The sequence below is a fragment of the Mesorhizobium sp. M7A.F.Ca.US.005.03.1.1 genome, assembly GCF_003997975.1.
GTDB classification, from domain to species: Bacteria; Pseudomonadota; Alphaproteobacteria; order Rhizobiales; family Rhizobiaceae; genus Mesorhizobium; species Mesorhizobium ciceri.
The window spans coordinates 30629-52370 of sequence record NZ_RZRO01000011.1 but is presented as its reverse complement, the minus strand read 5'-3'; the positions used below and the strand labels follow the sequence as shown (position 1 = coordinate 52370).

26 protein-coding genes and 1 pseudogene are annotated in these 21742 nt (G+C 61.5%); 8 read left to right on the top strand and 19 right to left on the bottom strand.

Annotated features, from left to right (window positions below; all coding sequences use genetic code 11):
* Window positions 1-20 precede the first annotated feature (20 nt).
* Window positions 21-203 (bottom strand): hypothetical protein, encoded by a 183-nt coding sequence (locus EN990_RS35440; RefSeq protein ID WP_164766091.1) that lies wholly within the window; start codon window positions 201-203, stop codon window positions 21-23.
* A gap of 18 nt (window positions 204-221) precedes the next feature.
* Here EN990_RS35440 and EN990_RS07720 point away from each other — a divergent pair.
* A pseudogene (locus EN990_RS07720) lies at window positions 222-447 on the top strand (SOS response-associated peptidase family protein); the annotation flags it as partial.
* A 123-nt stretch (window positions 448-570) separates the two neighbouring features.
* Here EN990_RS07720 and EN990_RS36045 read toward each other — a convergent pair.
* The 4 genes from EN990_RS36045 to EN990_RS36040 all read right to left on the bottom strand — a co-directional run bounded on the left by EN990_RS36045 (window position 571) and on the right by EN990_RS36040 (window position 3149).
* A complete protein-coding gene (locus tag EN990_RS36045; protein ID WP_245461099.1) occupies window positions 571-684 on the bottom strand; it encodes an AraC family transcriptional regulator in 114 nt (37 codons plus the stop codon).
* Window positions 685-706: 22 nt separating this feature from the next.
* A complete protein-coding gene (locus tag EN990_RS07715) occupies window positions 707-973 on the bottom strand; it encodes an AraC family transcriptional regulator (RefSeq protein ID WP_245461100.1) in 267 nt (88 codons plus the stop codon).
* 441 nt (window positions 974-1414) lie between these two features.
* A complete protein-coding gene (locus EN990_RS07710) occupies window positions 1415-2260 on the bottom strand; it encodes a LysR family transcriptional regulator (protein ID WP_127388276.1) in 846 nt (281 codons plus the stop codon).
* A gap of 736 nt (window positions 2261-2996) precedes the next feature.
* Window positions 2997-3149, bottom strand: coding sequence for a hypothetical protein (locus tag EN990_RS36040; RefSeq protein ID WP_206632797.1), 153 nt, complete (start codon window positions 3147-3149; stop codon window positions 2997-2999).
* Between EN990_RS36040 and EN990_RS36035 the strand changes: the two genes are divergently transcribed.
* On the top strand, window positions 3139-3357 hold the full coding sequence (locus EN990_RS36035; RefSeq protein WP_206632795.1) for a hypothetical protein: 219 nt from the start codon (window positions 3139-3141) through the stop codon (window positions 3355-3357). The genes EN990_RS36040 and EN990_RS36035 overlap by 11 nt on opposite strands.
* Window positions 3358-3472: 115 nt before the next feature.
* Here the strand turns inward: EN990_RS36035 and EN990_RS07700 are convergent, their stop codons facing one another.
* From EN990_RS07700 to EN990_RS36030, 3 genes are all read right to left on the bottom strand, one after another.
* Window positions 3473-3766 (bottom strand): hypothetical protein, encoded by a 294-nt coding sequence (locus EN990_RS07700; RefSeq protein ID WP_127369961.1) that lies wholly within the window; start codon window positions 3764-3766, stop codon window positions 3473-3475.
* Between the two features lie 85 nt (window positions 3767-3851).
* Window positions 3852-3995, bottom strand: a complete 144-nt coding sequence (locus EN990_RS35435; RefSeq protein WP_164766094.1) for a hypothetical protein — start codon at window positions 3993-3995, stop codon at window positions 3852-3854.
* A gap of 252 nt (window positions 3996-4247) precedes the next feature.
* A complete protein-coding gene (locus tag EN990_RS36030) occupies window positions 4248-4388 on the bottom strand; it encodes a hypothetical protein (protein WP_245469171.1) in 141 nt (46 codons plus the stop codon).
* Between the two features lie 62 nt (window positions 4389-4450).
* Between EN990_RS36030 and EN990_RS07690 the strand changes: the two genes are divergently transcribed.
* Window positions 4451-4699 (top strand): hypothetical protein, encoded by a 249-nt coding sequence (locus EN990_RS07690; protein ID WP_127388274.1) that lies wholly within the window; start codon window positions 4451-4453, stop codon window positions 4697-4699.
* Between the two features lie 287 nt (window positions 4700-4986).
* Here the strand turns inward: EN990_RS07690 and EN990_RS07685 are convergent, their stop codons facing one another.
* Genes EN990_RS07685 through EN990_RS07675 form a run of 3 tightly spaced genes read right to left on the bottom strand, consistent with a single transcriptional unit; the run spans window position 4987 to window position 8796 of the window.
* The gene (locus EN990_RS07685; protein ID WP_127388273.1) at window positions 4987-6423 is read right to left on the bottom strand and encodes a glycosyl hydrolase; all 1437 of its coding nucleotides are present in this window, start codon (window positions 6421-6423) and stop codon (window positions 4987-4989) included.
* Window positions 6420-7982, bottom strand: coding sequence for a GMC family oxidoreductase (locus EN990_RS07680; protein WP_127370278.1), 1563 nt, complete (start codon window positions 7980-7982; stop codon window positions 6420-6422). Before EN990_RS07680 ends, EN990_RS07685 begins: the two co-directional genes overlap by 4 nt.
* A gap of 4 nt (window positions 7983-7986) precedes the next feature.
* Window positions 7987-8796 (bottom strand): SDR family oxidoreductase, encoded by an 810-nt coding sequence (locus EN990_RS07675; protein WP_127388272.1) that lies wholly within the window; start codon window positions 8794-8796, stop codon window positions 7987-7989.
* Between the two features lie 254 nt (window positions 8797-9050).
* Here EN990_RS07675 and EN990_RS07670 point away from each other — a divergent pair, with 254 nt between their 5' ends.
* The 5 genes from EN990_RS07670 to EN990_RS07650 all read left to right on the top strand — a co-directional run bounded on the left by EN990_RS07670 (window position 9051) and on the right by EN990_RS07650 (window position 13219).
* Window positions 9051-9524 carry a DoxX family membrane protein gene (locus EN990_RS07670; protein WP_127369833.1) on the top strand — a complete coding sequence of 158 codons (474 nt, stop codon included), beginning with the start codon at window positions 9051-9053 and terminating at the stop codon, window positions 9522-9524.
* Window positions 9521-9964, top strand: a complete 444-nt coding sequence (locus EN990_RS07665) for a cupin domain-containing protein (protein WP_127369832.1) — start codon at window positions 9521-9523, stop codon at window positions 9962-9964. The genes EN990_RS07670 and EN990_RS07665 overlap by 4 nt, the downstream gene beginning before the upstream one ends.
* Before the next feature lie 4 nt (window positions 9965-9968).
* Window positions 9969-10871, top strand: a complete 903-nt coding sequence (locus tag EN990_RS07660; RefSeq protein ID WP_127369831.1) for an SMP-30/gluconolactonase/LRE family protein — start codon at window positions 9969-9971, stop codon at window positions 10869-10871.
* Window positions 10862-11809 carry a VOC family protein gene (locus tag EN990_RS07655; RefSeq protein WP_127369830.1) on the top strand — a complete coding sequence of 316 codons (948 nt, stop codon included), beginning with the start codon at window positions 10862-10864 and terminating at the stop codon, window positions 11807-11809. Before EN990_RS07660 ends, EN990_RS07655 begins: the two co-directional genes overlap by 10 nt.
* 105 nt (window positions 11810-11914) lie before the next feature.
* The gene (locus tag EN990_RS07650; protein ID WP_127388271.1) at window positions 11915-13219 is read left to right on the top strand and encodes a glucoamylase family protein; all 1305 of its coding nucleotides are present in this window, start codon (window positions 11915-11917) and stop codon (window positions 13217-13219) included.
* A gap of 180 nt (window positions 13220-13399) precedes the next feature.
* Here EN990_RS07650 and EN990_RS07645 read toward each other — a convergent pair whose 3' ends face one another.
* The 8 genes from EN990_RS07645 to EN990_RS07610 all read right to left on the bottom strand — a co-directional run bounded on the left by EN990_RS07645 (window position 13400) and on the right by EN990_RS07610 (window position 21497).
* Window positions 13400-14299: a cytochrome c gene (locus tag EN990_RS07645; RefSeq protein ID WP_127370441.1), complete on the bottom strand. Its 900-nt coding sequence runs from the start codon at window positions 14297-14299 to the stop codon at window positions 13400-13402.
* A 2-nt stretch (window positions 14300-14301) separates the two neighbouring features.
* On the bottom strand, window positions 14302-15075 hold the full coding sequence (locus tag EN990_RS07640; protein WP_164766093.1) for a cytochrome c oxidase assembly protein: 774 nt from the start codon (window positions 15073-15075) through the stop codon (window positions 14302-14304).
* A gap of 83 nt (window positions 15076-15158) precedes the next feature.
* Entirely contained in the window at window positions 15159-15608 is a 450-nt protein-coding gene (locus tag EN990_RS07635) for a hypothetical protein (RefSeq protein ID WP_127370327.1), read from the bottom strand.
* Window positions 15605-16204, bottom strand: a complete 600-nt coding sequence (locus tag EN990_RS07630; RefSeq protein WP_127370326.1) for a cytochrome c oxidase subunit 3 — start codon at window positions 16202-16204, stop codon at window positions 15605-15607. The genes EN990_RS07635 and EN990_RS07630 overlap by 4 nt, the downstream gene beginning before the upstream one ends.
* The gene (gene ctaD / locus EN990_RS07625) at window positions 16197-18134 is read right to left on the bottom strand and encodes a cytochrome c oxidase subunit I (protein WP_127388269.1); all 1938 of its coding nucleotides are present in this window, start codon (window positions 18132-18134) and stop codon (window positions 16197-16199) included. Before ctaD ends, EN990_RS07630 begins: the two co-directional genes overlap by 8 nt.
* Window positions 18134-19117, bottom strand: a complete 984-nt coding sequence (gene coxB / locus EN990_RS07620; RefSeq protein ID WP_127368286.1) for a cytochrome c oxidase subunit II — start codon at window positions 19115-19117, stop codon at window positions 18134-18136. The genes ctaD and coxB overlap by 1 nt, the downstream gene beginning before the upstream one ends.
* Entirely contained in the window at window positions 19114-19653 is a 540-nt protein-coding gene (locus tag EN990_RS07615) for a c-type cytochrome (protein ID WP_127368285.1), read from the bottom strand. The genes coxB and EN990_RS07615 overlap by 4 nt, the downstream gene beginning before the upstream one ends.
* A 17-nt stretch (window positions 19654-19670) precedes the next feature.
* Complete coding sequence (locus tag EN990_RS07610) at window positions 19671-21497, bottom strand: PQQ-dependent dehydrogenase, methanol/ethanol family (protein ID WP_245460898.1); 1827 nt, start codon at window positions 21495-21497, stop codon at window positions 19671-19673.
* Window positions 21498-21742: the final 245 nt, after the last annotated feature.

The following is a 21742-nucleotide window of genomic DNA, read 5'->3' as shown; positions in this document are numbered from 1 at the left end:
GAGTTACTCTGTCTAGTCTCTTAAACTTGATCGGTAGTGGCAGTTTCGATGTGCTGGCTGTTGCGGCTGCTGAACACATCGATCATGGCATCATGAGCCTCATCGGAGGCGCTACACAGGGCATCCTGCACGACGGTACGCAAGCCGTAGTCTGCGGCGCCTGACACCGCCGCCTGCCGGTGGCTGCCGAAAAACGGGAACATCACTGTCTTCATGTTGACGGCGAAGGCAACAAGCCACCCACATTCGCGATGCTGACGACGGAGCCCGGGCCTGATATGGCGCCCATACACAATCGCCAGATCGTCGTGTTGCGCCCAGAGGACTGGGCGGCATGGATCCAAGTCACGAAACCCGGCTGATCTGCTGACGGCCCTGCCGGCTGGGTTGGCAATCGAGACCGTTCGGGAAGGGAGCGACGCCGGCGGTCGTCAACCCAAGCGCTAAAGGGGCAAAACAACCGGCCGGCCGGTTCTGAGCCTCGGCATCTGACGACGTAAAGCCCGCATGTGGCGGCTGTCACAGCCGAGGCTTAGGTACGAATTGGGCCTAATATTCAAACGTTGGGGTCTACTTTGCCAGCCGCGCCTTCAACGGCGTCGTCCGTCGGTATTTCTTCATCACGGTGGTAAGATGGCTCTGACTCGAAAATCCGCAGGAATGAGCAATGTCGGGGATCGTCATACGGGTAAGGGCAAGCTGCCTTTCAGCAAAAATTCAGCCGCCGCTCGATCACGTAACGGTGCGGCGGCATTCCAAACGTCTTCGAGAAAGCACGCATGAAGTGATAAGGTGAGAGACCGCAAACCGCGGCCATCTCGGCAAGCGCCAGCTTGCGCGTGAAGTTCTTGTCCAGGAATTCCTGCACGCGACGAGTGCTGCGGACCGAAAGCCCGCCCTTCGTGTTGAGCGTCGGCTGTCGGGCCGAATTGCGACCGAAAATCGACCCGGGGAGGCCATCGTCACTCGGCATTTTTTGGTCTCCTGATACATCGCACTTAAAGTTCCGCCTGAGGGGGCCGTGCGGCTCCCAGCCACAAGGTTCGGCCTGCGGCCACAGCTGCGTTGAAGGATGCCGCCGAAGTCAAGCTCGCGTTGCTCACAGAGTCAGTCCCACGTTGCAAATTCCTGCTCAGAGGTGGAGGCATGGGCTGTGTACAAGATGCGGTCAAGCTGCTGGACCTCACGCTCGGCGGAGAGAAGAGACCGACGCGGCTTTGACGGAACTCGCCGAGGCAGTTGTCGACATCCCGGCTGAAGCGGCCTAAGGAGGCGTTCCCGCCTGTCCGGCGCCATGATGACGCACCGCCGCTGCCCTGCCGAGGGGCACAAGTCGGTTCAGGTCGGCAAGAAACTCCGCCGACAGGGCGTGGTTGTGGAAATTCTTGTTGACCTCCGCGCCTGGGAGGAACGATCATTTCACAACTTGCTTCAGGCCGCGCAACGCTTCCTTCACGTCGGGCCGAGCCTCGCTAGCTTCGGGATAGACCGCATAGGCTGGATAGGTGAATTCCGGGGAGCCTTCCACGACCTCCAACTGGCCTGTCTCGATATAAGGAGCTGCCGCGCCCCTGCGGAAATATCCCATGCCACCGGCGCGCAGGATGTAGCTCAGCCCGAGCGGACCAAGGCCGACCATCAATCCAGGCTCGCCAAAGGCAGAGGAACTGGCATCATGCTGAGCCGCAAACAGCGGCCCCCAGTCGACATAGACATAGTCCTTGGAACCGGCAGCCTCTCCGTCTCTGTCGGTCGTCCGGACCAGGACGAGTTGCTCCTCGACGAGAAGCTCTACCTTGAACCCCGGGAGCAGCTTCGGCGCGTATAGCACCGCGATATCGAGAACCCCCGTCCTGAGCTGTTCGATGAGTTGGTCCGGCACCCCGACCTGTGCGTTGATGGCGATTTCCGGCCTCGCCTTTCGCATCCAAACCAGCCAGTCCAGCAGAAGCGGGTTCCAGAGGCTCAGTTCGCCGCTCAGCGCCACCACGCTCGTCCGCCCCGAAGGGATGGCGAGCTGGTGTCGAGCACGTTCCCATATTTGCACGAAGGACTGGGCGAACCGCTCGAACTCGCGTCCCGCCGGCGTCAGTTGAGCGCCGTTGCGGTTACGGATGAAGAGCTGCCGTCCGAGCTCCTCCTCCAGCGTCCGAATGCGAGCACTTACAGTGGTCTGCGTGACATGAAGACGATCCGCGGCCTTCAGGAAACTACCCGAATGGACGATTTCAAGGAAAGTGCGCGCTCGATTGATGTCCACGGGCTCCTCTTATGACAGCAATAATTTTGCACTGATGGTAGCACTTAATTCGTTTGCTTTGCTGTTCCTGCGGAACACGTTTGAGCAAACGTGTGGGGCACACCGGATGCGGAGCTACCCACTACCCGGACGCCAACACCCACGAACACACATTTCCACCCTGCTTAGCGCACGAGCTTTCGTCCGAGTATGACGGCCATTCGGAGTCTCCAGGAATCCTGGAGCGAAATCTTGCGCTGGCAAAAGGGCGGAGCGGCCGAGGTTGATCGAGGAGCCCCTCGCCATGGATGTCCTGAGAGAAAGGCCAGGGCGGACCGCATCGCTTGGAGCCTCGATCTTGCCACCGGCGAGGTCAGCAGGCGCATCTTCAGCGGTTTTTGGCCGTCCCGAGGAGAGCCCGACCTTCGCAACTGGGCGATCAAGGTCATCCGAACGCCTTGGCAGGATCGTGCTTCCCGTTGTCATCAGAAAAGGCTAGCCGGTAGAGTTTCGTAAGGGATCCACTTGAGAGGCGCGTTTGGGACTTCCTGCGGGCCTCGGCCCTGCCGGATACCGGAATCGAACCGATGGTAGGCTTCGACGGGCCGAACTACCGTCTGGGTATGGCGGCTTTCTCATCCGCAAGACGCTGCGCGTGACCCCCGCCATGGCAAAAGCTGTGGGCGATGCGCGAGAGCTAAAAAGGCCGGGAGATCGAGAGTACGTGGTCCTCAAAAATGCAGAGGGTGGACAACTTCTACTTGCTTTCGATCCAATCCAGCAAGCCAGCTTCGATCCGCTCGCACCCGGTGAATTCGTGCACCAGGCTCCTGGCCAAATCGCGCCATTGCGACTCCGGCGCTCTGGTTTCCGAGATCAGATCGTGGAAGGCCTTGCGGATGATCAGCATCGAGCGCGCAGACGGCAACTGGTGCAGATTCGCTTTCCTCGCTCTGGCTCTGTCGCTGGCGAATTCGTTTCACGAGTTCGTGCAATGCGGCAATCGCTTGTCGGGTTTCATCCATATCCCCGCGAAGTGCGGCAGTTCCCGCCATGGACTGCTGTCGAGCGTGGAAGGCGGCATCGATGACCGCTCTCGCAAGATGGTATGCGTTTGAACCATCGCCGCCTCCCTTCCTGCGACGACTATTTTTTACAACGTCCGAAAGCGCATCCCAAAAACCAAGGTCGCGGCCACTCGGTGCTTCGGCTGGTGACTAAGAAAGTCCCGTCCTACTCGAACATGATCCCAGCCGTGCCTCTTTTGGCGATCAACAGTCTCCGAACCTCCTGGATCCGCTCAGCTTGTTGTTTGGTATAGGGACCCATCGGGCGGGTCTTTTCTTCACCGCGGCGGACCCTGCAGTACCAGCGGCCGTCATTCGAAAAGATTTCGACCGAGGTCGGCGCATCGTTAGCGTGCCTGGCGATCTCGTCGATGAATTCCACGACCTTTGAATGGTGCTGGGCAGGTCCGACAGTGCGCAAAACGTTTCTGCCGCTAATTTCATGCTGCAGTGTGGACATAGTCGAACTCCTTTCAATCACAATCACATCCCGCTCGCCATCTTGACCGTGCTGTTTCGAACCGGGCTGCCGCGCGGAGCGCTTGTTAGGCTATCTCGCGCCCTGTCTCGGCCTCTGCCTCCAGGCTCTCGGTGTCACGGAAGATCGAAGAGGAGCTTTCCGGCATCGGAGAGGTCGGACAGCGCGGTCCCCCAGGCGAGATCCAGGCCTTGGTCTCAGTTTCAGCCATATTCTTCTCCTTGGCGATCCAGCGTCAAAAGTCGCTCGTGCGGCGAAGCGGCAATCCCCATTTGCTTCGGGATATTCTCTGCCTGGCTAGCGCGCCTTCAGAGTGTCAGCACCGCCAACATCCCGATCACGTCAGGCATCGGGCTGTGTGGTTTTCACGTTGTAGTTTCCCGCCATCGCGGATCTCATGCAAACGAATTTAATCGGTAATTGAGTGCAATTTTTATGATAGCCGCCTTTGGCGATTTCACTGTCAGTTCGGCCGCCCGAGGAGGCTGCCTTCGTCGAGGCCGCGACCGAAAGGCTTATCCCTGAAGACGACCTCGGCCCCGGTGCCAAGGCGTGCGGCGTGCCGCTCTTCATCGATCATCAGCTTGCCGGCGCCTACGGGCATGCAGGTGGTACATGTAGGGACCATGGGCAAAGGGTGAAGACACACAAAGCTTTCGATCGCGCATGACTCGGGCCGCCCTCTACCGGGCAGCGACCAAGGCAATTGACGACCCCGCGTTGTCATCGCAGGGCGGCAAGCTTTTCGCCGATCTCCCGGCCCAAGCGCAGGATGCGATGCTTTGGATCTCGAAGGCGGGCAAGATCGATCTCGGTGCGTCGGATGCCACGACCTTCTCCAAAAATGCTTTGGCAGAAGCCCCAAGGAGGGGATGTTTTCGGATCTATGGCGGCAACAAGGATATGGCCGGCTAGAAGATGCTCGGCTGCCCGGGCGCGCTACAACTACCTGGATTGGGTCGATCGGCACGGCGAGCACTATGACCAGCCGCCGGTCGGCATCGCGGCTGGCCCGCGTGGAAGCTCTCGGACGACCAGGTCGCCGCGGTGGCGACCTACATCCGAAATGCCTGGGGCAACCAGGCCAGTCCGATTTCGGCAGGCGACGTCAAGTCGCTGCGCGATTCGGTGCAGGCCGTGAACAGCGCTTACTGAATTGGCAGGCCCGAGGAGGTTCCAGCGTGCGTCTCCCATAAAGCGGTTCACGTGCTCGCCAGACGTATGGCGGCGACCGATAGCGGTGGCAGTGTGACTTTGAGGCTCAAGGTACCGGCCTCGCTCTCGGTCGCGACCGGCTCACTGCGAAGTTCCGACACATCGTTGAGCTCATCGACCGTCGCCGGGTCGAGATATTCGGGCTTGCCCATTTCCTCCCAGCGGCGTTTTGCGTTGGCGTGATCGGCGTCGATTTGTTGTACGGAAGCCATCGTGGCTGTCGGCGCAGCTTTCAGCGTGAACGAAACCTCCTCGGTCTCGATCGGATGACGCGGCAGGGCGAAATTCGTCAGCATCAGCGTGGACCCACCGTCATCGCGGATAACCCAGGCATCCACCGTCTCGTGAGCGCCCTCGACAGGCAGCAACTCGGTGCCAACTCCATGCAGCAATTGAAAGGCCCGATAGGCCGGCTTGGCGATGCCGTGGATGTTCAACAATCCAAACCCGCCCTGAAAGGGTATCGAGGGAAAATAGTTCTCCTCGAAAATATCGGAGAACGTCCAGTAACTGTATCCCTGGACCAGCCCGTTTGCTTCCAGCACGGTCTTGACGATGAACGCGGCGGCATAGGGGTCGTCGTGCAAGGGGTCGCGCGGGTTGGACGAGGTGCACCATTCGGTATAATAGAGGGGCACATCGCCCGCCTGCTTGCGCGTGGCGCGCGCTTCGTCGCGCAAGGCGCTGCGCTTGCTCGCGGCGAGCTGCGCTTCGGTGTCATCGCCTGGTTTACCGAAATCATCAGTTGGATAGTGATGCGTGCTGACGAAATCGGCGGGCAGTCCGCTGGTCCGGCAGAAATCCAGGAAATCCCCAATCCAGGCATTGTCGGCCGTTGCCGGGCCGCCGACCCGCAACAACTTGTCGACGCCCTTGATGGCTTCGACGGTGTAGCGATAGAGCTCGAAATAGTCGCTTTGCTTGCCGCTGCCGAAAGCGGTCAGGTTCGGCTCGTTCCAGACCTCGAAGAACCATTGGCGCACCTCGTCCAGCCCGTAGCGATCCACCCAGTGGCTGACAAGCTTGCGGATGAGCACCGCCCATTGCGCGTGGTCCTTTGGCGGCGAGACATTGGCGCGATAGTGGAAGACGGTCTTGTCGGCGGAGGCCAGGACACCGGGCATGAAGCTCAGTTCCACGAACGGTTTCATGCCGATCGAGAGCAGGAAGTCGAAAATCTGATCGGCATTGAAGAACGAGTAGAACAAGGTGTCGCCCTCGCCGATCAGCGTACCCATTTCGTCGCTTAAAATACTGTGGCAGCGGACATGGCGCATCCCGAGCTCGTCATGCGTGCGCTTCAGTTGCGCCTGCCAGTCGGCACGCAAGCCGAGCGTCGCGTGGCCGCTACCGACCGTGTGTTCCCAGAAATGCGGCAGTTGCGTCGCCGGTCCGTTCAGGTCGCATGAAAATGTCGCCGTCATCCAAGCCGCTCCTTGATCCTGTCCGCCACGCGCAGCGCGTTGGCGATGATCGTCAGTGTGGGATTGACCGCGGCGATCGAGGGAAAGAAGCTCGCATCCGCGACATAGAGATTGTCGACTTCATGGGCACGGCAATCGAGGTCGAGCACTGAGGCCGCGGGATCGGTCCCGAAGCGCGCGGTGCCGGCCTGATGCGCGGTGCCGCCGATCGGAATGCCGAGGCCGAAGTAAAGACTGCGCTCCAGCAGCACGGGGCGGGAGTCGGCCCTGCTCAATATATGCTTGAGTTTTTTCTTTAGACGGCGATGGGCTTCCAGATCGCTCACGGTGAATTCAAGGACGACGCGGCGGCCGTCGTAGCGAATGCGGTTTTCCGAGCGAGGGAGGTCCTCGGTCGAAAGCCAGAAATCCATCGAATGGCGCGCCATCTCCTGGAAGGGAAGCTTCGGCAGCCATTCCAGCCAGCGGGGCAATGCCTCGCCTCTGATCTGTGCTCCGTGTGAGGTGGCGCACATCTGGATCAGCCCGAGTGGGTAATCCCAATCGTCCGATCCGAAATAGAAGTCGGAAAGCGCGAGCGTCTTCTGGAAAATCGTGTCGTTCGGCTTGCGGGTCAAAGCCATCAGCACGGACTGATCGTGGCGCATGTAGTTGCGCCCGACCTGCCCGGAACCGTTGGCGAGACCTTCCGGATGCTTGGCGCTGGCCGATCGCAGCAGAAGCAGCGCCGTGGAGAGCGCACCGCAAGCCGCCACCACTATGGTGGCGCCATAGTGCACTTCCTCGCCGTCGCGCATCACAATCACGTCTGTCACTCTCCTGCCCGTCCCGTCCGTCTCGAGCCTCGTCACATAGGCGTTGGTCAGCAGCGACAGGTTGGGATACGATCTGAGCGCCGGATCGACGCATACCACCTGGGCGTCGGCCTTGCCGTTCAGCAGGCAGGGAAACCCGTCAAAGGCGTCGCAGCGGATGCAGGTGCTGGTCGGCGTGGCCCTGCCGTCCTTCTCTTGGAGAAGAATGCCGAGCGGCAGATGGAACGGGTGCAGCCCGTCATTGGCCAGGCTGTCGTGGAGTTCCTGGATGCGCGGCTCGTGCGACACCGGCGGATACGGAAAGGGGCCGCTGGCGGGCGGTTCGGTCGGGTCTTCGCCGCGCTGGCCATGTACATGGAACAGCCGTTCGGCCTCGGCATAGTAAGGTTCGAAGACCTCGTATCCGAGCGGCCATGCGGGAGAGACGCCGGCCTTATGGCGGACTTCGCCGAAATCGCGCTCGCGCATGCGAAAGAGCGCCCCGCCATAGACCTTGGAGTTGCCGCCGACATAGTAATGCAGGCCAGGGTGGAAACTCTCGCCGTCCCTGCCGTACCAGGTCTCCTTGGCCTGATAGGCGCCGTCCACGAACACCGTCCGTGCGTCCCAGTTGGCGCGCGAACGCGGCAGGTAGCCGCCGCGCTCTATGAGCAGGATGCGTTTTCCGGTCGGCGCCAGACGTTGCGCGAGCGAAGCCCCGCCCGGACCGCTGCCAATGACGATAACGTCGTACTGCCCGCCCATGCCGTCAGCCGTTTGTCGAAAAACCAGGGAAGAGCGTCATGCCGCCATCGACGAAAAGCGTAGTGCCGACAACGTAATCGGACTCGTCCGACGCCAGCCAGACGGCCGCCCGCGCGATGTCTTCCGGCAGACCGATCCGCCCATATGGAATCAACGTCAGCAAGCTCTTGAGCGCTTCGGGCGTGTCCCAGGCGGAGGTGTTGATGGGCGTTCGTATCGCGCCCGGCGCGATGGCGTTGACGCGAATGCGCTTGGGCGCAAGCTCCTGCGCCATGCTTTCCATGAGCAGCTTGATGCCGCCTTTCGAGGTGGCGTAGTTCGCGTGGCCCGCCCACGGGATTTCCTGATGCACGGAACTCATGCAGATGATCTTGCCGGCCGCGCGCGAGACGGACGGCACCACGCCGCGCCGCAGGAATTCGCGTGTTGCCGCCTGGGCGCAGAGGAACTGGCCGGTCAGGTTGACGCCGAGAACCTTGGCCCAGTTCGCAAGCGGCATGTCGGCGAAAGCCGAGTCGCGTTGCAGGCCGGCATTGGCGACAAGAATGTCGATAGTGCCGAACTCGTGCACGGCGCGCGAGAACATGTCGCCAACCTCATCTTCCATGGAGACATCGGCCTTGTGGGCGAGCGCATTGCTGCCGGCCCGATGGATCTGGTCTACCACTGCATTGGCGGCGTCCTCGTTCTCGACGTAGTTCACCACGACATCGGCGCCTGCCCGACCGAGAGCGATTGCGACGCTCTCGCCGATCCCTGAGTTGGCTCCGGTTACGATGGCTTTCTGCCGCACCAAAGGTTTGTGATCGGGCATGAAGAACTCATCAGGAAAGGAAATGATCTAAAAACCGTAATTGTTGCCACCGCTGGGTCAGTCAACCCAGGCAAAACGCGTGCGAAGGGCAAAAGGTCCGGCTGGCGCCATTACAATGCGGTAACGCGCAGGAACATCATTGTGATCGCGGCTTGCGAACCAATTTGACGCTCCAACGTATGAGAGTGGTCGGGAACTGCGATCGCGCAACCGGATGAACGGTCGCGCGTTTGGCCGTTCGAAGAAAGCGTCTGATGCCCGCTATCCTCGTCACGTTCACAGTGCGCTGTCTGCTTGTCGCGCTATTCCTGCCGTTCAGCGCGCTGGACAAGGTGCTGAACTTCGAGCAGGCGATTGACCAGGCATCGCAGGCGATCCCCGGCCGCTCATTCGCGGCGGTGATGATCGCGGGTGGTTTCTTTGTCGAAGTTTTCATGTCGCTGGCGATCCTGGGCGGCGTTGCCGACCGCCTCGCGGCCCTGATCCTGGCCGGCTATTGCCTCGTGACGGCGCTGCTTTGGAAACAGTTCTGGCGCCGGCCGGATTTCCGCCTGAAAGGCAGGAGCGAGGCCCGGGACGTGTTCTGGGATTTCCTCAAGAACCTCGCTCTTGCCGGCGGCTTTCTCCTTCTCGCCTTCGGCTCCAACGCTGCCGAGGTCGATCGCTTCATTCGCCATCCGCTGGCCTCGTCACACCCCTATCAGACGGTTCAGGAAGACCTGCGATGAGCGCCGCGCCGACAATCCCTTATTGGCATCTTTGGACGGATGCGGACGGGATCAGCCGCCAGACCCGTTGCGCGCTGACTGAATTCGAGCTGCGATCGATCAAGCCGCCTGCCGATCCGCAATGGCAGGGGCTGCGCTCGAATGGGCGCATGACCACGCTTGTTACCATCCTGCCCGTCGGCTGGACCGGCACATGGCATGAGAACCCCAAGCCGCAATGGATCGTGCCGCTCTCAGGACGCTGGTTCGTGCAATCGATGGATGGCGTGCGGGTCGAAATGGGGCCGGGCGAGTTGTCCTTCGGCGGCGACCAGAATTGCCGGGAGGTCGACGGCAGGCGAGGCCATCGCTCCGGGACAGTCGGAGATGAGCCAGCCGCCCTGATTGTTGTCCAGTTGCATGACGCGCTGGCGCCGTCCCTGCCTTGTGAGTTCAGATAATGAGATGAAGGGTTTCGACGTCATCGATCCGCGATTTGCGCATTACGTGCTAGAGAATGCGCCGCTCGAAGAACTGGCCGGCGGCTTTCGCTGGATCGAAGGGCTGGTGTGGATGGGTGACGCACTTTGCCTGTTGTTCCAGGATCTCCCTCGCGACCGAACCATGCGCTGGATCGAGGACGCCGGCATATCGGTCTATCGTTCGCCGTCGGACTACGGCAACGGGCAGGCGCGCGACCGGCAGGGACGGTTGATTTCCTGCTCGCATCGCGGGCGCTGCCTGTATCGGACCGAACTGGACGGCTCGCTGACGCGGCTGGTCGACCGGCACGGCGGAAAGCGCCTCAATGCGCCGAACGACGTCGTCGTGAAGTCCGATGGCTCGATCTGGTTCACCGACCCGCTTTATGGCATTCAGAACGACTATGAAGGCGGCCGCCAGATTTCGGAGCAGCCGCCGGCGCTATACCGGTTCGACCCGCGGAGCGGCCGGATCACGATCGCAGCTGACGATTTCGACGGTCCGAACGGCCTGGCGTTTTCACCCGACGAAGCGCGCCTCTATGTCGCCGAAACCGGCGACCAGGCCACTGAAGATCCGAAGCAATATATCCGGGTCTTCGACGTCGCGGAGGAAGACCACCTGCGTGGTGGCGAAATCTTCCACAAGGTCGAGCCCGGCTATGCCGACGGGCTGTGCGTGGACGAGAATGGCAACGTCTGGTCGAGCGCCGCCGACGGCGTTCACTGCATTGCGCCCAATGGCGAATTGCTGGGCAAGGTCCTCGTTCCCTATCGCGTCTCCAACCTGACGTTCGGCGGCTTGGCCCGAAACAGGCTGTTCATCGGCGGCTCTCACACGCTCTATGCGATTTTCCTCAATTGCCGGGGCGCGGCATGGCCATGACCGCCAAATCTCAGCGCATCGACAGGCTTGTTCGCTTCAGCCTCACCACAGCTGACGCCGCAAGCGCCGCGCGTTTTTACGAAGCCGCTTTCGGTTGCCGCAGAATCGCGGCGGACCGCCTCGCCGGCCCCGAGTTCGAACGGCTGATGGATGTTCACGGCGGCGCCGATCGTATCACGCTGGGCCTCGGCTGCGAAATCATCGAACTCCTGCAGTTCGACGTGCCGGGCGTGACCTATCCGGAGGACTCCTCGTCATCCGACCTTCGCTTCCAGCACTTGGCGATTGTGGTCGCGGATATTGAGCAAGCCTTTGAGCGGCTGTCGTGCGTGGCGGGCTGGAAACCCATCTCGATTGGCGGGCCGCAGCGCCTGCCGCAATCTTCGGGTGGAGTCACCGCGTTCAAGTTCCGCGATCCCGAGGGCCATCCCCTCGAATTGCTCACTTTCCCGGATGGGGGTGATCGCCGGTGGACCGAGATGCCGGCCGGCGAAATTTTTCTTGGCATCGACCATTCGGCAATCAGCGTTTCTGACTCGGCCCGAAGCGTCACGTTTTACCAAAAGCTCGGCCTTGTTGTGTCAGCACGCTCCTTCAATTTCGGCGCCGCCCAGGAACGGCTGGACGATGTCGCGGGCGCCCAGGTTGATGTCACTGCCCTGGCACTGTCCTGCGATACCCCGCATCTGGAACTGCTATGTTATCGCAACGTGCGCGATCGACGAATGCCAGTCCAACCTGCGGCTCGCAGCAACGACATCGCCTGCACGCGTCTTGTGTACGAGGTTCCCGCGACCCAGGCCGCCGACAGCCACCGCTTGATGCGTGACCCCGACGATCATACCTTGCTGCTCGTGTCGCGGGCCTCAACGGTTTGGGGATCGGCTTCGGGGGACGGCGACCAGAATTCTCGTCCCAAAACAATCAATATCCAATGAGAAATCCCCAACATCAGACGTCTGATCGTCCTGGTATGTTCCCTGTCAAGTCTTGGACACCACCCAGCGGACTGGTGGCGCCAGAATATGCATACAGGAGCTCGCATGCAGAATGAGCCCAAGCAGGAAGCGCTCGACGATGACCTCCTGGCGACCCTTCAGAGCAAAACGTTCGACTACTTCCTTTACGAAGCCAATGAGGCAAACGGTCTCGTCGCCGACAGGACCAGAAAAGGTTCACCCGCCAGCATAGCGGCTGTCGGGCTAGCGCTCACCTCGTATCCAGTTGGCGTGGCGCGAGGCTTCATGACGCGCAAGCAGGCTTGCGCGAGGACTCTGACCACAATGCGTTTCTTCCGCAACAGCGCACAAGGCACCGAACCCGACGCCACCGGATACAAAGGGTTCTATTACCATTTCCTCGACATGCAGACAGGTCGGCGCGTATGGCAATGCGAACTGTCCACGATAGACACCGCGCTTCTGATTGCCGGCATTCTGACCGCAGGCGCCTATTTCCGGGAGGACAGCGAGGAGGAGAAGGAAATCCGCATCCTCTCGGAGGCACTCTATGAACGGGTTGACTGGGACTGGGCGCGCAATGGCGGCGCCACTGTCACCCACGGCTGGACGCCGGAGAGCGGCTTCATCGGCTACCGCTGGGAAGGCTACGACGAGGCGCTGATCCTCTATGTGCTCGGGCTGGGTTCCCCGACGCACGCTCTGCCGCGCGAAAGCTACGCGGCATGGCTCGCCTCCTATCTCTGGAAGAAGATCTACGGTCAGGAATTTGCGTATGCGGGCCCGCTGTTCATCCATCAGCTTTCGCATATCTGGCTCGATTTCCGGGGCATTCGAGATGCCTTCATGCGCGAACATGACAGCGACTATTTCGAGAACAGCAGCCGTGCCACCCATGTTCAACGCGAATACGCGATTCGCAATCCGCTCGAATTCGACGGGTACCATGGGACGAGTTGGGGCGTGACGGCCAGCGACGGGCCAGGGTGGCAAACAAGGCGGATCGGCGGCATCGAGCGGCGCTTTTACGGCTATCGAGCCCGCGGAGCGCCGTTTGGTCCCGACGACGGCACTCTATCGCCCTGGGCGACGGCTGCGTCGTTGCCGTTCGCCCCGGAGATCGTCCTGCCGGCCCTGCGCTATTTCCAGGATATCGAGCTCAATCTCGACAATTCCTACGGCTTCAAGGCGAGTTTCAACCCGACGCTCAAACCGGGCAGCGATCACCCCGCCGGCTGGGTTGCGCCGGATCACCTCGGGCTGAATCAGGGACCGATCGTGCTGATGATCGAGAACTATCGATCGGATTTTCTATGGAAGTTGATGCGCGCCTGCCCGCATGTGGTGCGCGGCCTGCGCCGGGCCGGCTTCAGCAGCGGCTGGCTTTGACAGTCCGGATTCGCTCGATAGGGAAGCTGCCAGGACAAGGAAAGCCCATATTCGGAATATCAAATATCGGGCAAGACGAAGATCATCGCGATTGCAGTAATTCCGTTAACGCCTACATAGGCTCGATCCAGTGTTCCGCCAGCCCGAAACCTGTGCACCGCGGTCAAAGAGGCCGAATCGCTACTTCAAATTCAACAGGTAATCCGCGACTGCATTGCGATCGTCGTCCGTCCAGTGCGACGTCTCGTCGGTCACCACCAGCCCCATTTCTTTGCCGACCTTGCCGGCATTGGGGGTGACACCGGTCTTGAGGGTTTGAGCTAGGCCATCCCTGGTGTAACCACCCTGCAGCAACGCGGCCGGTGTAAGGGGCGGCGCCTTGCCTCCCGGACCTTCAAACGGATTACCGGTAAAGCGCTTGCCCTGCACGACGGAGCCAAGCGCGTTGAGGGGAGAGTGGCAGGTGACACAATGGGCGGGACCGTTGGCAAGGTAGGCCCCACGGTTCCACTGGGCCGAATGTGCCGGATCGTTTTGATAGCGATGCGGCGAAAAGAAAAGGTTCTTCCACCCGGAAATGAACAACCTGATGTTGAAAGGGAAGATCACGCGATTTGCCGGAGCCTCGCGCGACACGGGCTGCGTCGCCATGACCGCCGCATAGAGATCCACGACCTCCTGATCGCTCATTAGTGTGAAGTCATTATAGGGGAAGACCGGATAGAAATTTTTCCCGTGCGGACCAATGCCGTTGCTCAGCGCGTTCGAAAACTGCGCCAGGGTCCAGTTGCCGATCCCGGTTTTCTTGTCAGGGGTAATGTTGGGCGGATAGAACACGCCGAACTTGGTCTTCAACGGCTTGCCCCCGGCCAGAGCGGGACCGTTGTGCTCGTGGTCCGTGTGGCAGGCGTCGCAGCCACTGAGGCGGATCAGGTAGGCGCCGCTAGCGGCATTTCCCGCCAGCGTCAGGTCGCGCGCCGGACCCGTTACCGGCTTCAGGAAATAGATCGCCACAACGAGCCCGGCCAGCACGACGGCCGCGAGCCACCACTTCCAATGTCGCCGCACGCCCGCCGCCACTTTCACGCCTCCCCGTCATATACACGCAGGCGGCTGTTGCCGAGCATCCGCCACAGCGCCCAGATGGTGCTGCCGAGGTAGACGAACGACGCGGGAATGCACATCAGGACGCCCGCGAGCACCTGGTCGTCGAGCGGATTGCCGGCATAGGCGCCATAGAGCGGATGCGAGGCGAACATGATCAGCGCGGATAGGAATGCCCCTTGGATGCCGACGAGCGACACCAGGACCACCGCCATGCCGGGGCTCAGCCGGCGATCGCCGCTGGTCAGGATAATTCGCCAGAAGAAGGTGGCGGCCGCAAGCAGCGTCAGGTGTTCCCAGACATGCACGGCCTCATTGTCAAGGGCCCAGTCATAGGCGGCGGGAACGTGCCAGAACCACATCGTGGCGACGAAGGCGGCGGCGGCGATCCACGCCGAGGCTCTCTTGTGCGCCGCCTGCCTGACGCCGGGTATGGCCGCGACGGCGTGTCCGAGCACGCGGCGGCTCGCGACCGGAAACGCCCGAAGCATGACGAGATGGGCATTCGAGAACGCGAACAGAGGCGCCGCGGCGAGGATGAGCATCAGATGCTGGAGCATGTGGACGGAAAACAGTTCGTCCGACAGAGCGTCGATCGGCGACAGGAGGGCGAGACCGATCACGCCGATCGCAAACAGGAAGGTTGCCACCCGCGTCTTGCCGACCGGCCATTTGCGATGCCGGCGGGAAAGCATTTCCGCTATCCCAGCGAGATACACCGCCAGCAGAATCGCGAGCAGCACTTCCACCACTGGCTCGCCGAACCATCGCGTCCAGATGGGCGAGGCGGCATTTTCCGCAAAGGCGGGCGTCGCCAGCACGGCGGCCGGCGCGCTCAAAAGAAGAGGGCGAAGCATGGTGATACCAAAAACGGAACCAGCAGCGCGAAAACCGCGCCAACGATGAAAATCGAACTCGAGACGATGCCACTGAGCCCAAGGAAACGGGTGCGCCCGATTCCCGTCGTCAATCCTTCATGATGATCGCCGGAGCCTTCCTCTCGGGTAAGGCGCCAAGTGCGATGCGCGGCCCAAAGGCCCAGGATCGACGTTGCGACCGCGATGACGCCGATGATCGCATACAGCATGGCGGTCGGTTCAAAGGGCAAGGCGCCCAACCTCCCGGCGGCGCATCTGTCGCCGTTGAGAACATAGGACACGAGCAATTGCAGCGACCACGCCGCGGGCGCCGCGATTAAACCGACGCTCACTAGCCACCACGGCGCCTCGTGCCGCAAGGGCGATGGATGCTGCACGCCTTTGGCGAGGGGGTGAAGCGCGCTCATGAGAATTGCGGCACCAGATAGGCGGTGGTGAACACCGCGATCCACACCACGTCGACGAAGTGCCAGTAGAGCGCGCCGAGAACAAGGTGTTCGTGATGGACGTTTCCGAAACGCCCCATAAGGGTCCAGATCAGGAGCATGACCAGCATCAACAAGCCGACCGCCACATGCGCCATGTGCACGCCGGTCAGAATGAAGAACACTGAGCTATAGGAGTTGGTGGAAAAATTGAACGGTTTTCCCGCCCATTCGAAACTTTGGACCGTGATGAAGACCGCGCCGAGGACGATGGTCCCGACGAGAAAAAGCGCCAAGCGGCCATTGGACCTGCGGCTGCGAAACTCGCGCACTCCCCAGCCCAACAGAAAGCTGCTGCCGACGAGAATAAACGTGTTTGGAAGCGCGAGCTTGAGGCTGGGGGCGCCCGACGGTGGCCATGGGCCGTCCTGCTGCGAGCCGAGATAGGCATAGCTGAAGATCAGGTAAACGAAAAGAATGGCCTCGGTGGCGATCAGGCAAACCATGCCCCACCAAGCGGTCGAAACCACCCCGGCGCCCCCGACAGGCAGGATCTGGCCATGCGCGTGGTCACTCATAGACTTCCACCCTTTCCTCCGCGACGTGGGGTTGCGGCGTGAGCCACACGGCTAGAATCACGATCTCGCAGACTAGGCCGAACACCATCAGCCAGATCACCTGCGCCAACATGCCGAAGAACAACAGCATCATCCCGACCGAGAGCAGGAACGGCAGGATGCTGTCGCCCGGCATTTTCAGGACGACATTGGGCTCGGCATCGAGCAGGGTGACGCCGATGGTTTCCTTTCCCCGATCCAGCACCATGCCGTCCGGCGCGGCGTCGCCGACAACGGACCGCTCCTCGCTTTCCTTGAGCCGATCCTCCCAAAGCGGATAGCGAGAAGCAATCTGCGGAATGGTCGCGAAATTATAGACCGGCGGCGGCGAGGTCGTCGCCCATTCGAGAGTCGGCGCGTCCCAGGGATTGTCACCCGCCACCGCGCCAGCCCGTAGGCTCTTGGCCACATTGATTAGGAAAAGGAGAGCGCCCGCTGCGAAAACGAATGCGCCAACGCTTGAAAGTAAATTCAGCCAGCCCAGGCCCATGCCCGAGGGATAAGTATAGATGCGGCGCGGCATGCCCATCAACCCGCTGATGTGCATTGGGAAAAAGGCGGCGTTGAAGCCGATGAACATAACCCAGAAGGTCCATTTGCCGAGCCGTTCGTCCAGCATCCGGCCGCTCATCTTCGGAAACCAATAATGGATGCCGCCGATAACCGGGAAAACATTGATTCCAAGCAGAACGTAATGGAGGTGGGCGACGACGAAATAGGTGTCGGTGAGCTGCCAGTCGAGCGCAACCGATGCGGTCATGAAACCGGAGACGCCGCCGATGACGAAAAGCAGGATGAAGCCAGCGAAGAACAGGAACGGCGTCGTGAACTGCGGCTTGCCCGTCCAAATGGTTGCGATCCAGGCGAAAACGCCGATTGCGCTGGGCACCGCGATGACGAAACTGGCGGCGCTGAAAAACGCCAGCGACATCACGGGCAGCCCGGTCGCGAACATGTGATGCACCCACACGCCGAAGCCGAGGACCATCGTGGCGACGGTCGAGATTGCGACCAGCGTATAGCCGACCAGCGGTCGCCGGCAGAACACTGGCAGCGCGTCCGACACGATGCCCATGGCCGGCAGCACTAGGGCGTAAACCCATGGATGGCCGAAGATCCAGAACAGGTGCTGCCACAGCAGCGGCTGTCCGCCACCGCTCATCTCGAAGAAGTGGGTGCCGTAGCGCCGGTCGAGCCAGAGCATGGCGCAGGCAAGGCTGACTGCCGGGACCGCGAGCAGATTGGCCGCCGACGCCGTCAGCGTGCCCCAGACCAGGATGGGCAGCCGGTTGACGGACATTCCCGGCGCGCGGCAGCGCAACAGCGTAACGATGAAATTCGCCGAGCCGACCACCGTCGAGATGCCCAGGAAGATCAGGCCCAGCGCGAACACGTCCATGTTGATGCCGGGATCGTATTCAAGGCTGGTGTTGGGCACATAGGCGAACCAGCCGCCGTTGGGCGCTTGGCCGAGCGGAAAACTCGCATAGAGAAAAACACCAGCAAAAAGGAAGACCCAGTAGCTGAGCGCGTTGAGGCGCGGAAACGCCATGTCCCGCGAGCCAAGCATCAGCGGCCACAGATAATTGGAAAAACCGGACAGCATCGGCAATGCGTAGAGAAACATCATCGTCGTGCCGTGCATCGAAAAGAGCTGGTTGTAGGCGTCGGGCGACAGCACTTTGAGCTCGGGTTGCGCCAACTGCACGCGCATCACAAGGGCTTCCATGCCGCCGATCACCAGGAAGAAAAACGCCGTACAGAGATAGCGGATGCCGATGGTCTTGTGGTCGACGCTCGCTAGCCATCCGTAAAGGCCGGGCGCGGTTTCCCAGATTCCGAGCAGTCTCTGGCGTTCGGCGGGGTTGATCGTATCGACATGGACGACCATTACTTGAGGCCCTCCAGATAGGACGTCACGCCGTCGATCTCGCTCGCCAGCATGCCCAGTTCTGGCATCTTCACGCCCGGCTTGATGGTCTGGGTGTTGTTGATCCAGCGGGCGAGGTTCTGCGGTGTATTGGACATGAGTCCGGAGGCGATCGTCTCGCGGTCGCCGAAGTGAGACAGGTCGGGCCCGAGGATGCCGCCGGCGGGCGTGCCGCGGATCGTGTGGCACGCGGCGCAGCGCGCCATGAAGGTTCTAAGCCGAGGATCGTCGGCCGAACCCGTTGCCGGTTGAAGCTGGCGGTCCCACCAGGCGTTGAAATCCGCTTGCGACAGGACGCGCACGGTGAAGGCCATGTTGGCGTGCTGCAGCCCGCAGAACTCGCTGCACTGGCCGCGAAAGTCGCCGACCTTGTCGGCCTCGAGCCAGGTGACGTTGGTGCGCGACGGTATCATGTCCATCTTGCCGCCGAGCTTCGGCACCCAGAAGGAATGGATGACGTCCCTTGAGGTGAGATTGATCTGGACCGGCACGCCCACCGGGATCACAAGCTGGTTGGCGGTGCCGAATTCGCGGGCGGGGTCGCTCGAATGGTATTTGACGGCCCACCACCATTCCTGGCCGATGACGTCGATGCTGAGTGCCTTGGCCTGCGCCGGTTCGCCGATCGAGCTCACCGTAGCCAGCGTCCATACCGCCGAACCCAGCAGGAAGACCGTCGAGATTGCCACACCGATGCCGATCCAGCGAATGGCTGCGCGGTCGTTAACCGGGGCGATCTCGAGCTCGCCGACCGGTCGCCGGCGCCATATGGCGACCACCAGCAGCACGCCGGTGATGACGCAAACCCCGACGGAAATGGCCGTCAGGCCCAAACCGAGGTTTGCGATGACGCCGCCGACCGGGCTGGTGGCGTCGAGATAGCTGAGCGGCGTGCTGCAGCCGGGCAGCGCCAGGATGGCGAGAAGCGCGGCTCGGTGTCTCATGGGGTCTTGCCCGTCTGGGCCCCCCTTCCCTGACCGACCGCAGCCTGCTGTTCGCTTCCCGCCGGTGGTGGGCTGAACGTCCCGCCCAGCGACTGGATATAAGTCACCAACTGCCACAGGGAGTTGGACGGAAGGGCATTTCCCCAGGCCGGCATGCCCTGCGGCCGCCCTTCGTATATGCTCTTGTATACTTCGATCGGAGTACCGCCGTAGCGCCAGGCGGGGTCGGTCAGGTCAGGACCCATACCGCCTTTGGCGCCATAGCCATGACAACCGGCGCAATTCATCGATCTGAAAAGCTTCTTGCCCTCCGCCACCGAACTTGGATCGTCGGCCAGCGGATTGGCGAGGCTGACGTTGACGGCCGGCGCCTTACCGGCGGTGAGACCGAGGGGGACGACGGCGGCCACGCCTTCCGGGTAGGCAACGTCGATCCGGTTTGCCGCCGGCTTGCCCGATTGGAGAAGCCAGCCGGTCGCCCCGGCGACGACCGCGACCACCACGACGAGCGCAATAAGGAGACGTCCGGGTGACATGTCGAATCCGCCGCGCCCTATTGTTGTGCCGCCACAGCCCCGACGGGGGTCGGCGCGGTATCGGCGGCCGTCTGGATAGTGTCGCCATCGACGGAAAACACGTAGATCGTATTGCCGCGCGGCAGGAAGCCGGGCCGATCCTTCTGCACCATGGCCGCACCCCCTACCCCGGCGGCCACGGCCACGTATTGCCGATGGTCCGGACCCATATAGGTGATGGGCTGGCCGATGATGCCCGAACCGAGTTTTTGCGACCACAGGACCTTGCCCGTCCAGGCATCGACGGCACGGAACCAGCCGTCAGTGGTGCCGTAGAAAATCAGGTTGCTGGCGGTCGCGATGACGCCGCTCATCACCATGAACTTTTCCGGGACTTCCCAGATCTTCTTGCCGTGCGCGGGATCCCAGGCTATCAGGCCGCCCCAGTTTCCGTCGGGGCCATCGACCGAAAACCGTTCCATCTCCATCCCGTCATAGGGCGTGCCGGCGATGTAGGAGACCTCGTGATCGGTAAGTCCCATGCAGATGTTGAACACACCGACGTAGAGCAGGCCTGTATTCGGGTTGAACGCCGGTGGCTCCCAGTCCTTCTGGCCGATGTCGGGCGGACACACCCGGTCGATCTTCACCCCAGGCTTGGGCTCGCGCGCGGGGTCGACGGTAGGACGCCCGGTTTTCATGTCGAAGCCGGTCGACCAGTTCTGATAGGCGAAATTGTTGGCCAACAGCACCTCGCCGGTGTTCCGGTCGATCGTGTACGCATAGGTGTTGCGATCGAAGTGGACCAAGGTGTGGCGCATCTTGCCGTTGATCGGCATATCGAGCAGCACGGCCTCGTTGACACCGTCATAGTCCCACTGATCGTGCGGCGTGAACTGGTAGGCCCATTTGGCCATGCCGGTTTCCGGATCGCGCGCGAACATGGCGCTGGTCCATAAATTGTCCCCGGGCCGCTGGACCGGAACGCGCGGCCCCGGATTGCTGGTGCCGTAATAGAGGGTTTTTGTTTTCTCGTCATAGGAGACGAAGCCCCACGACGCGCCGGCGCCCGTATCCCAGGCGCCCGACGGCCAGGTATTGATTCCGAGGTCCTTGCCTTTCATCCAGTCGTAATAAGGCTTGAAGGTATTATCGATACGGACGTCCTTGTCCGATCCCACGGCATGCGCGCGCCACAACTCCTTGCCGGTGGCGACATCCAGGGCCGCCAGCCAGCCGTTGACGCCCATTTCGCCGCCGGAATTGCCGACGAAAACCTTGCCGTCCGCCACGAAAGCAGACTGTGTCAAGGTCACGCCATGCTTGACGTCGTCCATCGCGGTGCGCCACGCCTGCTTGCCGGTAGCGGCGTCCACGGCGACGGTATGGTCGTCGAGCATGTTATAGATCAGCTTGCCGTCGGCATAGGCCCATCCGCGGATAACGGCGTCGCAACACGCCTTACCGATCGCCTGCGGCGAAGGGTTGGGATCGAACTTCCATTTGATCGACGGGCCCGGCTTCGAGAGATCGAGCGCATAGGCGGTGTTGGGATAGGGCGTCACCACATACATGGTGTCGCCGACGACCAGCGGCGCGCCTTCATGGCCGTATTGCGTGCCGTCGGAAAAGGTCCAGGCGACTTTCAGTTTACCGACATTGGCGGCATTTATCTGGTCAAGAGGGCTGAACCGCGTGTTGGCATAGTCGCGCGCCTGACTGGTCCATTCGCCGGGCTGTGCTGCTCCGGCGAAGTTGGCCGTCGCGCCGGAATACGATTTCTGCGGAGGAGACGGCGCTGTCGACTGCGCCCAAGAAGATGCGGTAATGGCAGCCAAAGCCACCGACGAAAGCGCAATCCGCATTGAATCCTCCAGGAATCAGCGCTCAAACTCCGCCCGATCCAAACGGTTCCAGTTGTTCACGTAAAGTTGTTAGCCGGCCATCAATCGGTGAGAAAAAACCCCAGCCCGAAGAGAAAATACACCTCTACGAGCCTCGGCTTCGTCGAGCTGGCTACTCGCCTCTTCGGGTTACCTCTAATCGTTGCAAGCTTCTTTGGTGAGGCCAACCTGTCGCGCTAATTCCGCAAATGGCGGCACGCCGCTCT

Coding starts and splice junctions, on each gene's coding strand:
- EN990_RS07610 (WP_245460898.1), bottom strand. CDS start 21,497: ATGCGGATTGCGCTTTCGTCGGTGGCTTTGGCTGCCATTACCGCATCT.
- EN990_RS07715 (WP_245461100.1), bottom strand. CDS start 973: ATGCCGAGTGACGATGGCCTCCCCGGGTCGATTTTCGGTCGCAATTCG.
- EN990_RS36035 (WP_206632795.1), top strand. CDS start 3,139: ATGATCAGCATCGAGCGCGCAGACGGCAACTGGTGCAGATTCGCTTTC.
- EN990_RS07630 (WP_127370326.1), bottom strand. CDS start 16,204: ATGAGTGACCACGCGCATGGCCAGATCCTGCCTGTCGGGGGCGCCGGG.
- EN990_RS07665 (WP_127369832.1), top strand. CDS start 9,521: ATGAGCGCCGCGCCGACAATCCCTTATTGGCATCTTTGGACGGATGCG.
- EN990_RS36030 (WP_245469171.1), bottom strand. CDS start 4,388: ATGCCCGTAGGCGCCGGCAAGCTGATGATCGATGAAGAGCGGCACGCC.
- EN990_RS07680 (WP_127370278.1), bottom strand. CDS start 7,982: ATGGGCGGGCAGTACGACGTTATCGTCATTGGCAGCGGTCCGGGCGGG.
- coxB (WP_127368286.1), bottom strand. CDS start 19,117: ATGAGACACCGAGCCGCGCTTCTCGCCATCCTGGCGCTGCCCGGCTGC.
- EN990_RS07670 (WP_127369833.1), top strand. CDS start 9,051: ATGCCCGCTATCCTCGTCACGTTCACAGTGCGCTGTCTGCTTGTCGCG.
- EN990_RS07675 (WP_127388272.1), bottom strand. CDS start 8,796: ATGCCCGATCACAAACCTTTGGTGCGGCAGAAAGCCATCGTAACCGGA.
- EN990_RS07650 (WP_127388271.1), top strand. CDS start 11,915: ATGCAGAATGAGCCCAAGCAGGAAGCGCTCGACGATGACCTCCTGGCG.
- EN990_RS07700 (WP_127369961.1), bottom strand. CDS start 3,766: ATGTCCACACTGCAGCATGAAATTAGCGGCAGAAACGTTTTGCGCACT.
- EN990_RS36040 (WP_206632797.1), bottom strand. CDS start 3,149: ATGCTGATCATCCGCAAGGCCTTCCACGATCTGATCTCGGAAACCAGA.
- EN990_RS36045 (WP_245461099.1), bottom strand. CDS start 684: ATGACGATCCCCGACATTGCTCATTCCTGCGGATTTTCGAGTCAGAGC.
- EN990_RS07685 (WP_127388273.1), bottom strand. CDS start 6,423: ATGACGGCGACATTTTCATGCGACCTGAACGGACCGGCGACGCAACTG.
- EN990_RS35440 (WP_164766091.1), bottom strand. CDS start 203: ATGTTCCCGTTTTTCGGCAGCCACCGGCAGGCGGCGGTGTCAGGCGCC.
- EN990_RS07690 (WP_127388274.1), top strand. CDS start 4,451: ATGACTCGGGCCGCCCTCTACCGGGCAGCGACCAAGGCAATTGACGAC.
- EN990_RS07635 (WP_127370327.1), bottom strand. CDS start 15,608: ATGAGCGCGCTTCACCCCCTCGCCAAAGGCGTGCAGCATCCATCGCCC.
- EN990_RS07660 (WP_127369831.1), top strand. CDS start 9,969: ATGAAGGGTTTCGACGTCATCGATCCGCGATTTGCGCATTACGTGCTA.
- EN990_RS07615 (WP_127368285.1), bottom strand. CDS start 19,653: ATGTCACCCGGACGTCTCCTTATTGCGCTCGTCGTGGTGGTCGCGGTC.
- ctaD (WP_127388269.1), bottom strand. CDS start 18,134: ATGGTCGTCCATGTCGATACGATCAACCCCGCCGAACGCCAGAGACTG.
- EN990_RS35435 (WP_164766094.1), bottom strand. CDS start 3,995: ATGGCTGAAACTGAGACCAAGGCCTGGATCTCGCCTGGGGGACCGCGC.
- EN990_RS07655 (WP_127369830.1), top strand. CDS start 10,862: ATGGCCATGACCGCCAAATCTCAGCGCATCGACAGGCTTGTTCGCTTC.